Genomic DNA, 13,509 nt, shown 5'->3' with positions numbered 1-13,509 from the left:
CGCTCCTACAGAAGGCGATGTACGCTTAACTGAACGGCATTAGGGCTTGCCCCGCGTTGGGCTGCGAAGCAGCCCCAGAACCAGCCCCAGAACCAGCCGCTGAGGAGTGCCTGATACTCCGCATTTCGATTGATTGGGGCTGCTGCGCAGCCCAACGCGGGGCAAGCCCGCTCGCCACAACAAGCCCGCTCGCCACAGTTACAGTGTTCTTCCTTAACTGACGGGCATTGGGGCTTGCCCCCTCCCACATTTTGCTGTGTGTCCGGCTTTATTTACCGAGCTTGCGCAACTCATCCGACTCCACCACCCGCACGCCGTCCTGCTCTTCCAGCGCCAGGCGCCACATGGCGCGGGCCAGTTCGCACACTTCAATGCCGTGGTACTTGCCTGGAATCAGGCGTGACAACGGCCCGGCCAATTGCTCGGCCAGGCGCGGCTCAACACGTTCCCCCAGTAGCAGCGAAGGCCGCACGATGGTCAGTTGCGGCCAGTCCTGGGCCTTGAGCGCCTGTTCCATTTCCCCTTTGACCCGGTTGTAGAACACCGAGGATTTCGGGTCGGCGCCAATCGCACTGATCACGATCAAGTGCCGCGCGCCCATTTCCCGGGCGCGCTTGGCGAAGGCCACGACCATATCCAGGTCAACGGCACGGAAGGCCTCTTCCGATCCGGCTTTCTTGATGGTGGTGCCCAGGCAGCAGAAGGCAATATCCACCTGGCCGCTCAGTTGCGGCAGGAGCACCGCCGGGTCGCCTACCGGGTTTTCCAGGCGCGGGTGTTCAGCCAGCGGTTTGCGGCTGGGCGCCAGCACGCGGGTTACGGTGGGTTCGTTGAGCAGGCGGTCAAGCAGGTGCTCGCCGGTAAGCCCGGAGGCGCCCGCGAGCAGGATATGCTGAGGTGTCAGGTACATGGTTTTTCCCCCCCTTGTTACACAGTTCAGCTTAGTTGCCTTTGGCTTCCTTGCTATTCATTGAGACGCTTTCGAGCGCCTTTCGTGCCTGCTGTTTGCGTAATAATTGCCAATGGGCGATCACGCCTTTGGGGGCCCACATCTGCGGTTCGGAAGGCTCGAAGTTGTCCGCCTGTTCGCGTTCGCTCACGTGCAGTTGCGCCAGTTTGAAAGCTTGCTGCAAATCGTCGGTCTGGTTGAAGGCCTGGGCGAAGAGGGCGTCGCCGAAGTAGGTGAAGTCGGCTTCCTCGGAGCACCCGAACGACACACGGTCGGCGCGGGAGGCGGTCATGATCAGGGTGTGTTCGTCTTTCAGTGCCGGGATGAAACCGCCGGAGTAGCAGGCGGAGATCACGATGATCTTGTCGCGGTTCTTCAGCGGCGCGAGCACGGCGGCCAGCTCATCGGCAGGCAGGTCGGCCAGCTCCATGCGCGGCTGGTCCAGCACCAGTTCATGTTCGTGGGTGCCGTGGCTTGTCAGGTAGATAAACACCAGGTCTTCCGGCCCGCTGCGTTCGGCGAGGGTCTGCACCGCGCGGCGCAGGCTTTCGCGGGTGGCCAGGGGGCGGTCGGCAATATGGTCGCGGTGGTTGACCAGGCGGATCTGCCCCCGGGCACCGAAGCGGGTGGCGAGCATATTGCTGACGTAGTCCGCTTCGCGCAGGAACACGCTTTGTTTACCGTCACCGGCCACGGCCAGGGTGTACAGCTCCACGGCCGGGGTGGAGGCGGGTACGGCGGCGAGGGCGGCTTCGAGCAAGCGGCCCTGGGCGAGCACGCCAATTTCCAGCGGGTCGGGCAGCAACTTGCCGTCGGCATCCCGCACGCGCATGCCATTGACCCAGGTGCCGGCCTGCACGGTGCCGTCGGTGAGCACCAGGGTGCCACGCCCCTGGTAGTTGTCGCTGTCGAAGCCGCCGATATAGAAGCTGCCATCGGTCAGGTTCAGGCGGCCTTCGCCGCTGAAGCGCCAGTCGGCGAACTCGCCGACATAATGGCTACCGTCCACGCCAATCAATTCGCCCTTGCCGCTCAGGGCGCCTTCCTTGAACTGGCCGATCCACACGTCGCCGTCGGCGTTTTCATAACGGCCCTTGCCATTGAGCTGGTTCTGCTTGAACTGGCCGACATAAATGTCGCCGTCAGCGCTGTTGAACGTGCCGTTGCCTTCCAGTTGGCCATCGACGAAGTGGCCGCTGAACTGATTGCCGCTGTCGTCGTTGCGCTGGCCTTCGCCATTTGGTTTGCCGTGGGCGAACTGGCCCTGGTATTGGCTGCCGTCGGCCAGCTCCAGGCGACCGAGGCCGGAGTACTGGTCGTCCTTGAATTCGCCGCGATAGGTCATTTGCCCCTCTTTGAGGGTGCCTTCGCCGTTGCGTCGACCGTTCTTGAAGCCGCCCACATAGTGGCTGCCCGCCGTGCTCAAGCTGCCCTGGCCATCGAACAGGCCTTGCTTGAACTGGCCTTTATAGACTTCGCCGTTGCTGCCGTGCCATTCGCCCTGGCCGTGCCACTGGCCTTGGTCGAACTGGCCGGCGTACCAGCTGCCGTTTGGATAGTCCACGCGGCCCTGGCCTTGCAGCAAGCCATTGACCACATCACCCCGGTAGCGGCCGCCGTCGGGCAGGCGCGCATCGGGCGGCAACAGCGATTCGCCGTCTCCGCAAGCGGTGAGCAACAGGGCAAGGGCAAGGGGAGCAAGTGGGCGCATAGCGGGATCCGGATAATTGAGCGCCGAGTATGCCGTAGCTGCGAGTTTCTTACATAAATTTACATACCCTGTGGTGAGTTTCAGTGCCTCACCACAGGGAAGGGCTTACACGAAGCAGAGCGACAACGACTCGGCGATGTAAGCGGGTTTTTCCTGGCCTTCGATTTCCAGGGTGGCGGTGGCCTTGAACAGCCATTGGCCCGGTTTTTTCTCGGTGACGTCCGTGAGGGTGACGTTCAGGCGCACCTTGGAGTTGACCTTCACTGGCTGGATAAAGCGCACGCTGTCCAGGCCATAGTTGACCGCCATCTTCAGGCCCTCGGGCATGATCAGGATGTCTTCCAACAGCTTGGGCATCAGCGACAGCGACAGGAACCCGTGGGCGATGGTGCTGCCGAACGGCGTTTGCGCGGCCTTGACCGGGTCGACGTGGATGAACTGATGGTCGCCAGTGGCTTCGGCGAACAGGTTGATTCGGGCCTGGTCGATGGTGAGCCATTCGGAACGTCCCAGTTCCTTGCCGACATAATCTTTGAGCTGCGCTACGGGTACATAGGGCATTGCGTCTCTCCTTGGTTCATCGGTTTGTCCCTCCGCTGCAGGCGCGAGCTTGCTCACGAAGGTCGTTAACGATAACGCCGGCTTTTCTGGTTCGGCGCGGCGCACTCGAGTCTTTCGCGAGCAATCTCACTCCAGAGGGAGGCAGTTGCTGTTTTTTTGGGGTTACAGAGAACCAATGTAGATCATCATGGGCTACCCGCCCGGTCAACCCACCATGCTTATGGCGAATGCCGGAGCATAGAGCGGGCATGCTTATAATGCGGGCGAGCCTTGAGGGGGGGAGAACGGATGCTGTTACGCGGTCTGACATGGCTGGTGCTGTTTCAATTGATCGGCACCGCGATCAATCATTTGCTGGTGCCGGTACTGCCGGGGCCGATCATTGGCCTGTTGCTGATGCTGGGCTACCTGGTATGGCGCGGCGAAGTCGGTGAACCGTTGAGCCTGGCGGCCAGCAGCCTGTTGCGTTACCTGCCGTTGCTGCTGGTGCCGCCGGCGGTGGGGGTGATGGTGTATGCCAAGGACATCGCCGCGGACTTCTGGGCCATTGTCGGCGCACTGGTGCTGTCGCTGGTGATCGCCATGGGGTTTGTCGGCGTGCTGATGCAAAAGCTGGTCAAGCGCCAGGCGCAACAGGAGGAGGAACAATGACCTTCGACTGGCAGGGCGCGTGGGCGGCGGTGATTCATCACCCTCTGTTCGGCATCGGTATCACCCTCGGCGCCTATCAACTGGTGCTGGCGGGCTTTGAGAAAACTCGCTGGATTTTCCTGCAACCGGTGCTGGTCTCCATGCTGCTGGTGATTGGCGTGTTGCTCAGTTGCGGCCTGAGCTACGCCGAATACCGCAAGAGCACCGAGATCATGGGCATCCTGCTCGGCCCGGCGACGGTGGCCCTGGCAGTGCCGCTCTATTTGAACCTGCGGCGGATTCGGCAGTTGTTCTGGCCGATTTTTACTACGCTGGTGATAGGTGGCGTATTGGCCACTGGCCTGTGTGTGCTGCTGGGCTGGTGGTTTGGTGCCGAACACATGATGCTGATGACCATGGCGCCCAAATCGGTGACTTCGCCGATCGCCATGCTGGTGGCTGAGCAGATCGGCGGTGTCGCCGCATTGGCCGCGGTGTTTGTGCTGATCACCGGGGTCATCGGTGCGATGATCGGTCCGGCATACCTGTCGCGACTGGGCGTACACAGCCCCGAGGCGCGCGGCATGGCCCTGGGCATGACCGCGCATGCGGTCGGCACCTCGGTGGCCTTGCAGGAAAGCGAAGAGTGCGGCGCCTTTGCGGCGCTCGCCATGAGTCTGATGGGCGTGGCCACGGCGGTGTTCCTGCCGTTGGCGGTGTCGGTAATTGTTTAAACCGGGTTTAAGGAAACCTTTATGAGTCTGGCGCTGTTCCCGCTCAATACCGTGCTGTTCCCCGGCTGCACCCTCGACTTGCAACTGTTCGAGGCGCGCTATCTGGACATGATCAGCCGTTGTATGAAAAAGGGCGAAAGCTTCGGCGTGGTGTGCATCCTCGACGGCCAGGAAGTCGGCATGGCCCCGGATGGCTACGCGCTGATCGGCTGTGAAGCGCTGATCCGCGACTTCAAGCAGCAGGATAACGGCCTGCTGGGGATTCGTGTCGAAGGCGGTCGCCGTTTCCGTGTGCGTGACGCCGGGGTGCAGAAGGACCAGTTGCTGGTGGCCGAGGTGCAATGGCTGGAAGAACTGCCGGACCAGGCGCTGGAAGAAGAGGACGCCGACCTGCTGGCCTTGCTCCAGGCCCTGGCCGAACACCCGATGGTCGCCTCGCTGGACATGGGCACCCACGCCGATGGCCAGCAGGCGCTGGGCAATCAGCTGGCGTATCTGCTGCCGTTCACCGAGGCCGACAAGATCGACCTTCTGCAACTCGACGACCCACAGCAGCGGCTGGATGCGATCCAGATGCTGCTCGACGAGTTGCAGGGCGAGCTATTCACTCAATAGGCATAGCGCAGCAGCGCATGGGACATGCCGGCAAGCGCGATAAAACTCAGCACCGCCACCAGCGCCGGCAGCAGCAGCCACCAGGTTTTTTGGGGCATGGCCGGCAATGGGCTGCGGTACTGGCTGGCGTTCAGGCTGAAGGCGCACACCGTCATCGCCAGCAACGTACCGGCCAGGATGTCGGTGGGCCAATGGGCGCCCAAATAGACCCGTGACAGCGCAATGAAGGCGGCGGGGATACACCCCAGCAGCATCCAGGTCAGGCGCATCCGCGTGGGTTGCCCGCGACCGGCCAATACCGCCAGCGCCAGGAAGAACGCGAACGCACCAGAGGCATGGCCGCTGGGCATGCTGAAGCTGGTCAGGGGGTCGGTGAGGATTTCCGGTCGGCCACGGGCAAAAAACAGCTTGGTCGCGGTGTTGATCAACGCCGCCCCTGCCAGCGTGACACCGACAAACACCGCATGCCGCCATTGTCGCGCCAGTAACAGCAGGCCGGTGAACACGGCGCTGGCGACGAACATCTTCTTGAACTCACCCAGTTGGGTGATGCGCACCATCACCTCGTCCAGCCATGGGCTGCGGTGCTCCTGCACCAGTGCGCTCAGGCCCTGGTCGAAATCGTTGAGGTGGGGGTAGCCGATGAACAGCGCGATCAACAACGTCAGGCTGGCACACCCAATCCACAAGGTTGCCCGACGATGGCCTCGCAGGCTGCTGTTCAAGCACAGCCCGATCAATACCGCCAGGCAGGCCGTGACCACGCCCGCCTCTGGCCAGAACCCTTCCGGCAAGGGTAGGCGGAACGCGGCACCGGTCGCCCAGCCGGGTATCAGGTAGGCCACCGACCAACCCGCCGCCGCCAGAATGCTCACGGCGGCGAAACGTGGGAACGGCATGTCGCACATGCCGGCGACCATTGGCAGCATCGGCCGCAGCGGGCCGATGAAACGGCCGACCAACAGGCTGGCGATGCCGTACTTGTGGAAGTAGGTCTCGGCACCGTTCATCCATTCCGGATGATGGCGCAGGCCGGGCAGACGGCGAATGTTCTGATGGAAATGCCGCCCCAGGTAGTAGGAAACCCCATCGCCCAGTAGTCCGCCGAGGAAGCCCATCAGCAAGGTTTCACTCAACGACAGCGCCCCGCTGCCGGCCAGCACCGCAATGGCAAACAACAACACGGTGCCCGGCACGATCAGCCCGGCAATGGCCAGGCATTCCACGCACGCCACGATAAGCACCGCCGCCGCCAGCCATTGCGGGTTCAGGGTCAGCCAGCCGGTAATGCTATCGAGCCATTGGCCCATAAAACGTCACTCCCTCTATGTCATACATAACGCGAAACGCTGAAGATTTAATGTGGGAGGGGGCTTGCTCCCGATAACGGTGTAACAGGCCGCAGATGTGTCGCTGACCCACCGCTGTGTTGCGGCGATAGTGTTCAAACCAGAAAGTAGTCGCGGCCTTCGACCTGGCCGCGACGCAGCGGGTTCCGTGTGCAGTAGGGCGCATAGCCGGCATCGACGAAGCGATACATCAGGTGTTCATCGCGGCCGCTGGGAATGCCCAGGCGGGTGGTCTGGATAATCTGCGTCGGCACCTGGCCTATGTCTTCTACATAGAGCTGTTCCTGATCGAAGCGCTTGGCATCCCACATCGGGACTTTCAAACCCAGCGCCTTGCACAACAAGGTCTGGCCCGCGCAAAGCTTCTGCGAGGGGCGGGGGCTGCCGTCGGCATTCGGGTTGTTCAACAGCATCTGCGCCAGGCTGGCGGGACCTGAGAGTTCGTCAATCCAGGGATAGGCCGACTTGATCAGCACGGCATTGCCCGGTCCCTGGGCGCTGAAGTTCAGCGAATCACCGCCACGGGCGTAGTACATGTAGATATGCCCGCCATCCAGAAACAAAGCCTTACGCTTTTCTGTGTGGCCGAGGGAGGCGTGGCTGCCTTTTTCGGCCACGTAATACGCTTCGGTTTCAATAATTCGCGCTGAAAGCCAGATATCGCCGACGCGGTGGCGAATGATTTTTCCGAGCAATTCCCGTGCAAGCAGTTGTGCATCGCGGTCGAAGAAGCCGTCGGGCAGGGCGCTGGCGGGGAGTTGGGGGGTAAAACTGGACATGGCGTTCAGGGTTATTACGGCTAAATGTGACGGAATAATAACAACTCCCACCTTAATTACGGCTGAACCCCAGGTTTTTACAGTTCATTTCGACCATCCGCCCCACACCGCTGTCAGTCGGGCGGCGTCACAGCTATAATCTGCCGCTTTCCTCTTTGCCAAGACTCCCTGACCATGACTGAGTCCGTTCTTGACTACATGACCCGCCTGGGTCGCGCTGCCCGTCAGGCCTCGCGGTTGATCGCCCGTGCGAGCACCGCGCAGAAGAACCGTGCCCTGCTGGCCGCCGCCGATGCTCTGGATGCCTCGCGCTCCGAGCTGGCCGCCGCCAACGAACTGGACCTGGCCAACGGCCGCGCCAATGGTTTGGAGCCGGCCCTGCTGGATCGCCTGGCACTGACCCCGGCGCGTATCGACGACATGATCGAAGGCTTGCGTCAGGTGGCCAAGCTGCCTGATCCCATCGGTGAAATCCGTGATATGCGTTACCTGCCGTCCGGCATCCAGGTCGGCAAGATGCGCGTGCCCCTGGGCGTGATCGGCATCATCTATGAGTCGCGCCCGAACGTGACCATCGACGCCGCGAGCCTGTGCCTCAAGTCTGGCAATGCCACCATCCTGCGTGGCGGTTCCGAGGCGATCCATTCCAACCGCGCCATCGCAGCCTGCATCCAGCAGGGCCTGGCCGTGGCCGAACTGCCGGCCGAAGTGGTGCAAGTGGTGGAAACCACCGACCGCGCAGCGGTTGGCGCGCTGATCACCATGCCGGAATTCGTCGACGTGATCGTGCCGCGCGGTGGCAAGAGCCTGATCGAGCGCGTCAGCCGTGATGCCAAGGTGCCGGTCATCAAGCACCTGGATGGCGTGTGCCACGTGTTCATCGACGTTGCCGCCGATATCGACAAGGCAATCCGTATCGCCGATAACGCCAAGACCCACCGCTACGCCCCGTGCAACACCATGGAAACCCTGCTGGTGCACGCCGGCATTGCCGAGCGCGTGCTACCGCCACTGGCTGCCATCTACCGTGACAAGGGCGTGGAACTGCGCGGCTGCGAGCGTACCCGTGCGCTGCTCGGCAGCGACGTGATCGAAGCGACTGAACAAGACTGGTACACCGAGTACACGGCACCGATCCTGTCGATCCGCATCGTTGACGACCTGGGCCAGGCCATCGAACACATCAACCAATACGGCTCCAAGCATACCGACGCCATTGTTACCGAGCATTTCAGCGATGCCCGGCGTTTCCTCAACGAAGTGGATTCCGCTTCGGTGATGGTCAACGCCTCGACGCGTTTTGCCGACGGCTTCGAGTATGGCCTGGGGGCTGAGATCGGTATTTCCACCGATAAGCTCCACGCACGCGGCCCGGTTGGCCTGGAAGGCCTGACCAGCGAGAAGTACGTAGTGTTCGGCGACGGTCATGTGCGCACTTGATGGCTAAACGCATCGGGCTGCTCGGCGGTACCTTCGACCCCGTACACATCGGCCATTTGCGCAGCGCCCTGGAAGTCGCGGATGCCCTCGCGCTGGATGAGCTGCGCCTGGCGCCCAATGCCCGGCCGCCGCATCGCGATACGCCGCAGGTGTCTGCGCAGCAACGCCTGGAGATGGTACGCCTGGCCGTTGCCGGTATACCGCCGCTGGTGGTGGACGATCGTGAGCTCAAGCGCGATAAACCGTCCTACACTGTCGACACCCTGGAACTGATGCGCGCTGAACTGGCGGCAGATGACCAGTTGTTTCTGCTTTTGGGCTGGGACGCATTTTGCGGCCTGCCCTCTTGGCATCGTTGGGAGGAACTCCTCCAGCATTGCCACATCCTGGTGCTGCAACGCCCGGATGCCGACAGCGAACCGCCGGATGCCTTGCGCAACCTGCTGGCCGCGCGGTCGGTAAGTGACCCCTTGGCCCTGACCGGGCCGAACGGGAATATTGCATTCGTCTGGCAGACCCCGCTTGCGGTGTCTGCCACCCAGATCCGTCAACTGCTGGCCAGCGGGAAGTCGGTACGTTTCCTGGTGCCTGACGCGGTCCTGGCCTACATCGATGCGCACGGGCTTTACCGTGCGTCGAACTGAAAAGGCGCGCTTGAACGCACGAATAGTCGTGCAGCAAGCTCCCGAACATACGAGCAAAACGAGTTTTTTATGACGAACAAAGACGTAAGCAAAGTAAAACGCAAAGGCACGTTCAAAAGCGCGCCGCTGCCGGTTGAAGCCCATGTTGGCCCGGAGCTGGCTGGCGAAGAACTGGTAAAAGTCGCCGTTGCCGCCCTGGAAGACGTGAAGGCCCAGGACATCCAGGTCCTGGACGTGCGCGACAAGCAGAGCATCACCGACTTCATGATCATCGCCACGGGTACCTCCAACCGCCAGATCGGCGCGATGCTCGACAAGGTTCGCGAAGCCGTGAAGGCCCAAGGCGTCAAGCCGCTGGGTGAAGAAGGCAAGGGCGACAGCGACTGGGTGCTGCTGGACATGGACGACGTGATCGTTCACATGATGACGTCCAACGCCCGTCAGTTCTACGACCTGGAACGTCTGTGGAAAGGCGCCGAGCAGAGCCGCGCCGCTGATGGCAAGCACCACAGCCCGGAAGTGGGCCACGCGCACTTCGACAAGCTCAACAAAGACCAGGAATAAGGAACGGCTGTGCGCCTGCGTCTGATTGCTGTCGGTTCACGCATGCCCAAGTGGGTGGAGGAAGGCTGGCACGAGTATGCCAAGCGTCTGCCCGCCGAGCTGTCGCTGGAACTGGTGGAAATACCGCTCAATACCCGGGGCAAGAATGCCGACGTGGCGCGCTTTATCCGTCAGGAAGGCGAAGCCATGCTGGCCAAGGTCGGCCCCAACGAGCGCATCGTCACCCTCGAAGTGCACGGCAAACCCTGGAGCACCGAGCAGTTGGCGGTGGAACTGGATCGCTGGCGCCTGGACTCGCGCACCGTCAACTTCATGGTCGGTGGCCCCGAAGGGCTGGCGCCGGAAGTCTGCGCGCGGGCGGACCAGCGCTGGTCGCTGTCGGCGCTGACGCTGCCGCACCCGTTGGTAAGGATTCTGATCGGTGAACAGCTGTATCGCGCCTGGACAGTCCTGTCCGGGCACCCTTATCACAAATAATCTGCGCCCCTCCCGATGACCCAGCCGATCCGCATCAAGGACCACGAGAAAGACGCACGTCTGGTACGCGCGCGCGTGGTGTTTGGCGCGATCATGGTGGTGACGCTGATTGGGGTGCTGATCGCTCGTCTGTATTTCCTGCAGGTGATCCAGTACGACTATCACTCCACATTGTCGGAAAACAACCGGGTGCATGTGCAACCGATTCCACCGACCCGTGGCCTGATTTTCGACCGCAATGGCGTGGTGGTAGCGGATAACCGGCCCAGCTTCAGCCTGAGCATGACCCGCGAGCGTTCCGGCGATTGGCAGCAGGTCCTCGACGTTATCGTCGAAGTACTGCAACTGACCCCGGAAGACCGGGTGATCTTTGAGAAGCGTATGAAGCAGGGGCGTCGGCCGTTCGAGCCGGTGCCGATCCTGTTCGAGCTGACCGAAGAGCAGATTGCACGCATCGCGGTGAACCAGTTCCGCCTGCCGGGTGTGGAGGTGGTGGCGCAGTTGGTGCGGCATTACCCGCAAGGGCCGCACTTTGCCCACTCCGTCGGCTACATGGGGCGGATCAACGAAAAAGAGCTGAAAAGCCTCGATCCGGTCAATTACAGCGGCACCCACCACATTGGCAAGACCGGCATCGAGCGTTTCTACGAGCCCGAGCTGCACGGCCAGGTGGGTTACGAAGAAGTCGAGACCAACGCCCGCGGCCGCGTGCTGCGGGTGCTCAAGCGCACCGATCCGGTACCGGGCAAGGACATCGTGCTGAGCCTGGACATCAAGTTGCAGGAGGCGGCCGAGATGGCGCTTGGCGGCCGTCGCGGTGCGGTGGTGGCACTGGATCCGAGGACGGGCGAAGTGCTGGCCATGGTCAGCCAGCCGAGTTTCGACCCCAACCTGTTTGTGACCGGCATCAGCTTCAAGGCCTACGCCGAACTGCGTGACTCCATTGACCGTCCACTGTTCAACCGTGTGCTGCGTGGCCTGTACCCACCGGGTTCGACCATCAAACCGGCGGTGGCGATTGCCGGCCTGGATGCAGGCGTGGTGACGGCGTCGAGCCGCGTGTTCGACCCCGGCTACTACATGCTGCCCAACTACGATCACAAATACCGTAACTGGAACCGCACCGGTGACGGCTATGTCGATTTGGATACCGCGATCATGCGCTCCAACGACACCTATTTCTACGACCTGGCCCATAAGCTGGGGATCGACCGTTTGTCCGCCTACATGGGCAAGTTCGGCCTGGGTCAGAAAGTCTCCCTGGACATGTTTGAAGAGTCCCCCGGCCTGATGCCGTCGCGGGAATGGAAGCGCGCGACCCGCCGCCAGGCGTGGTTCCCTGGCGAAACCTTGATCCTCGGTATCGGCCAGGGCTATATGCAGGCCACGCCTTTGCAGTTGGCCCAAGCCACCGCGCTGGTGGCCAACAAAGGCATCTGGAACCGTCCGCACCTGGCCAAGACCATCGAAGGCGAGAAGCCGGTGGATGAAAACCCGATCCCGGATATTGTGCTGCGCGACCCGTCCGACTGGACCAAGGTCAACCACGGCATGCAGCAAGTGATGCACGGCGCCCGGGGGACCGCACGCAAGGCGGCCCTCGGTGCGCAATACCGCATTGCCGGCAAGAGCGGTACCGCCCAGGTCGTGGCAATCAAGCAGGGTGAGAAATATGACCGCTCCAAGGTCCAGGAGCGCCACCGCGACCACGCCTTGTTTGTGGGTTTCGCCCCGGCTGACGACCCGAAGATCGTGGTGGCGGTGATGGTCGAGAACGGTGAGTCCGGCTCCGGTGTCGCCGCGCCTGTGGTGCGGCAGATCATGGATGCCTGGTTACTGGCCGACGACGGCAAGCTCAAGCCGGAATATGGCGGCCCCCCTTCAAGCACCGAGGTTACGGCCAGTGAAGAGTAATTTTGATCGCATCCTCTCCAGCGAGGATGTGATGCGTCGTCGCGCGACGTTGCTGCAACGCATGCACATTGATGGCCCGCTGTTGATTCTGCTGCTGACCCTGGCCGCCGGCAGCCTGTTCGTGCTGTATTCGGCCAGTGGCAAGAACTGGGACCTGCTGATCAAGCAGGCATCCTCGTTCGGCCTGGGCCTGTTGTCGATGGTGGTGATCGCCCAGCTTGAGCCGCGTTTCATGGCGCGCTGGGTGCCGCTGGGCTACGTCGCTGGCGTATTGCTGCTGGTGGTGGTGGACGTGATGGGCCACAACGCCATGGGCGCGACCCGCTGGATCAACATTCCGGGGGTGATTCGCTTCCAGCCGTCGGAATTCATGAAGATCCTGATGCCGGCGACTATCGCCTGGTACCTGTCCAAGCGCACCTTGCCGCCGCAGCTCAAGCACGTGGGGATCAGCCTGATCCTGATCGGCGTGCCGTTTGTCCTGATCGTGCGCCAGCCGGACCTCGGCACATCGCTGCTGATCCTGGCCGGCGGTGCGTTCGTGCTGTTTATGGGGGGGTTGCGCTGGCGCTGGATCCTCAGCGTGCTGGCGGCTGCCATCCCGGTGGCTGTGGCCATGTGGTTCTTCTTTATGCACGACTACCAGAAGCAGCGGATCCTGACCTTCCTCGACCCCGAGAGCGACCCGCTGGGCACCGGCTGGAACATTATCCAGTCGAAAGCCGCCATCGGTTCCGGTGGCGTATTTGGCAAGGGTTGGCTGCTGGGCACGCAGTCGCACCTGGACTTTTTGCCTGAGAGCCACACCGACTTCATTATTGCGGTGATGGGCGAGGAGTTCGGCCTGGTCGGCATTTGCGCCCTGTTGCTGATCTACCTGTTGCTGATTGGTCGCGGCCTGGTGATTACCGCCCAGGCGCAGACACTGTTCGGCAAATTGCTTGCCGGCAGCCTGACCATGACTTTTTTTGTTTACGTTTTCGTCAACATCGGTATGGTCAGTGGCCTGCTGCCGGTGGTTGGGGTGCCATTGCCGTTTATTAGCTACGGCGGAACTTCGCTGGTGACATTGCTGTCAGCGTTTGGGGTTTTGATGTCGATTCATACGCATCGCAAGTGGATCGCTCAGGTTTGAATAAGGT

14 protein-coding genes are annotated in these 13,509 nt (G+C 62.0%); 9 read left to right on the top strand and 5 right to left on the bottom strand.

The window, feature by feature from the left end:
* Window positions 1-268: 268 nt before the first annotated feature.
* From AC1Q6I_RS18280 to AC1Q6I_RS18270, 3 genes are all read right to left on the bottom strand, one after another.
* Window positions 269-910 (bottom strand): oxidoreductase, encoded by a 642-nt coding sequence (locus tag AC1Q6I_RS18280; RefSeq protein ID WP_024077589.1) that lies wholly within the window; start codon window positions 908-910, stop codon window positions 269-271.
* A gap of 31 nt (window positions 911-941) precedes the next feature.
* Entirely contained in the window at window positions 942-2,660 is a 1,719-nt protein-coding gene (locus tag AC1Q6I_RS18275; RefSeq protein WP_024077588.1) for a C13 family peptidase, read from the bottom strand.
* 105 nt (window positions 2,661-2,765) lie between these two features.
* The gene (locus tag AC1Q6I_RS18270) at window positions 2,766-3,221 is read right to left on the bottom strand and encodes a MaoC family dehydratase (protein ID WP_024077587.1); all 456 of its coding nucleotides are present in this window, start codon (window positions 3,219-3,221) and stop codon (window positions 2,766-2,768) included.
* A 288-nt stretch (window positions 3,222-3,509) separates the two neighbouring features.
* On the opposite strand from AC1Q6I_RS18270, the gene AC1Q6I_RS18265 reads away from it, so the two are divergent.
* The 3 genes from AC1Q6I_RS18265 to AC1Q6I_RS18255 are packed head-to-tail and all read left to right on the top strand — an operon-like array spanning window position 3,510 to window position 5,200.
* Window positions 3,510-3,872, top strand: a complete 363-nt coding sequence (locus AC1Q6I_RS18265; RefSeq protein WP_069077075.1) for a CidA/LrgA family protein — start codon at window positions 3,510-3,512, stop codon at window positions 3,870-3,872.
* A complete protein-coding gene (locus AC1Q6I_RS18260; protein ID WP_024077585.1) occupies window positions 3,869-4,585 on the top strand; it encodes an LrgB family protein in 717 nt (238 codons plus the stop codon). The genes AC1Q6I_RS18265 and AC1Q6I_RS18260 overlap by 4 nt, the downstream gene beginning before the upstream one ends.
* A 21-nt stretch (window positions 4,586-4,606) precedes the next feature.
* The gene (locus AC1Q6I_RS18255) at window positions 4,607-5,200 is read left to right on the top strand and encodes an LON peptidase substrate-binding domain-containing protein (protein WP_024077584.1); all 594 of its coding nucleotides are present in this window, start codon (window positions 4,607-4,609) and stop codon (window positions 5,198-5,200) included.
* Here AC1Q6I_RS18255 and AC1Q6I_RS18250 read toward each other — a convergent pair.
* Window positions 5,194-6,510: a bifunctional DedA family/phosphatase PAP2 family protein gene (locus AC1Q6I_RS18250; protein WP_024077583.1), complete on the bottom strand. Its 1,317-nt coding sequence runs from the start codon at window positions 6,508-6,510 to the stop codon at window positions 5,194-5,196. The genes AC1Q6I_RS18255 and AC1Q6I_RS18250 overlap by 7 nt on opposite strands.
* A 134-nt stretch (window positions 6,511-6,644) precedes the next feature.
* Complete coding sequence (locus AC1Q6I_RS18245; RefSeq protein ID WP_102624174.1) at window positions 6,645-7,328, bottom strand: DNA-3-methyladenine glycosylase; 684 nt, start codon at window positions 7,326-7,328, stop codon at window positions 6,645-6,647.
* A gap of 174 nt (window positions 7,329-7,502) precedes the next feature.
* Between AC1Q6I_RS18245 and AC1Q6I_RS18240 the strand changes: the two genes are divergently transcribed.
* From AC1Q6I_RS18240 to rodA, 6 genes are all read left to right on the top strand, one after another.
* On the top strand, window positions 7,503-8,768 hold the full coding sequence (locus AC1Q6I_RS18240) for a glutamate-5-semialdehyde dehydrogenase (protein ID WP_102624173.1): 1,266 nt from the start codon (window positions 7,503-7,505) through the stop codon (window positions 8,766-8,768).
* A complete protein-coding gene (gene nadD, locus AC1Q6I_RS18235) occupies window positions 8,768-9,412 on the top strand; it encodes a nicotinate-nucleotide adenylyltransferase (RefSeq protein WP_041161029.1) in 645 nt (214 codons plus the stop codon). The genes AC1Q6I_RS18240 and nadD overlap by 1 nt, the downstream gene beginning before the upstream one ends.
* A 69-nt stretch (window positions 9,413-9,481) precedes the next feature.
* Entirely contained in the window at window positions 9,482-9,976 is a 495-nt protein-coding gene (gene rsfS / locus AC1Q6I_RS18230) for a ribosome silencing factor (RefSeq protein WP_003176298.1), read from the top strand.
* A 9-nt stretch (window positions 9,977-9,985) separates the two neighbouring features.
* Window positions 9,986-10,453 (top strand): 23S rRNA (pseudouridine(1915)-N(3))-methyltransferase RlmH, encoded by a 468-nt coding sequence (rlmH, locus tag AC1Q6I_RS18225; RefSeq protein WP_003176297.1) that lies wholly within the window; start codon window positions 9,986-9,988, stop codon window positions 10,451-10,453.
* 15 nt (window positions 10,454-10,468) lie between these two features.
* Window positions 10,469-12,367 carry a penicillin-binding protein 2 gene (gene mrdA, locus AC1Q6I_RS18220; RefSeq protein WP_024077579.1) on the top strand — a complete coding sequence of 633 codons (1,899 nt, stop codon included), beginning with the start codon at window positions 10,469-10,471 and terminating at the stop codon, window positions 12,365-12,367.
* 31 nt (window positions 12,368-12,398) lie between these two features.
* Window positions 12,399-13,502 carry a rod shape-determining protein RodA gene (rodA, locus tag AC1Q6I_RS18215; protein WP_051448934.1) on the top strand — a complete coding sequence of 368 codons (1,104 nt, stop codon included), beginning with the start codon at window positions 12,399-12,401 and terminating at the stop codon, window positions 13,500-13,502.
* The last annotated feature ends 7 nt before the right edge of the window (window positions 13,503-13,509 follow it).

It is taken from the genome of Pseudomonas sp. MPR-R2A5, assembly GCF_058793055.1.
The sequence above is the reverse complement of the archived record's forward strand: the minus strand, read 5'-3'. Positions and strand labels throughout refer to the sequence as shown.

What these genes read in the sequence shown, in the direction of transcription:
- AC1Q6I_RS18280 (WP_024077589.1), bottom strand. Translation starts at nt 910, where the DNA reads ATGTACCTGACACCTCAGCATATCCTGCTCGCGGGCGCCTCCGGGCTT.
- AC1Q6I_RS18275 (WP_024077588.1), bottom strand. Translation starts at nt 2,660, where the DNA reads ATGCGCCCACTTGCTCCCCTTGCCCTTGCCCTGTTGCTCACCGCTTGC.
- AC1Q6I_RS18270 (WP_024077587.1), bottom strand. Translation starts at nt 3,221, where the DNA reads ATGCCCTATGTACCCGTAGCGCAGCTCAAAGATTATGTCGGCAAGGAA.
- AC1Q6I_RS18265 (WP_069077075.1), top strand. Translation starts at nt 3,510, where the DNA reads ATGCTGTTACGCGGTCTGACATGGCTGGTGCTGTTTCAATTGATCGGC.
- AC1Q6I_RS18260 (WP_024077585.1), top strand. Translation starts at nt 3,869, where the DNA reads ATGACCTTCGACTGGCAGGGCGCGTGGGCGGCGGTGATTCATCACCCT.
- AC1Q6I_RS18255 (WP_024077584.1), top strand. Translation starts at nt 4,607, where the DNA reads ATGAGTCTGGCGCTGTTCCCGCTCAATACCGTGCTGTTCCCCGGCTGC.
- AC1Q6I_RS18250 (WP_024077583.1), bottom strand. Translation starts at nt 6,510, where the DNA reads ATGGGCCAATGGCTCGATAGCATTACCGGCTGGCTGACCCTGAACCCG.
- AC1Q6I_RS18245 (WP_102624174.1), bottom strand. Translation starts at nt 7,328, where the DNA reads ATGTCCAGTTTTACCCCCCAACTCCCCGCCAGCGCCCTGCCCGACGGC.
- AC1Q6I_RS18240 (WP_102624173.1), top strand. Translation starts at nt 7,503, where the DNA reads ATGACTGAGTCCGTTCTTGACTACATGACCCGCCTGGGTCGCGCTGCC.
- nadD (WP_041161029.1), top strand. Translation starts at nt 8,768, where the DNA reads ATGGCTAAACGCATCGGGCTGCTCGGCGGTACCTTCGACCCCGTACAC.
- rsfS (WP_003176298.1), top strand. Translation starts at nt 9,482, where the DNA reads ATGACGAACAAAGACGTAAGCAAAGTAAAACGCAAAGGCACGTTCAAA.
- mrdA (WP_024077579.1), top strand. Translation starts at nt 10,469, where the DNA reads ATGACCCAGCCGATCCGCATCAAGGACCACGAGAAAGACGCACGTCTG.
- rodA (WP_051448934.1), top strand. Translation starts at nt 12,399, where the DNA reads ATGCGTCGTCGCGCGACGTTGCTGCAACGCATGCACATTGATGGCCCG.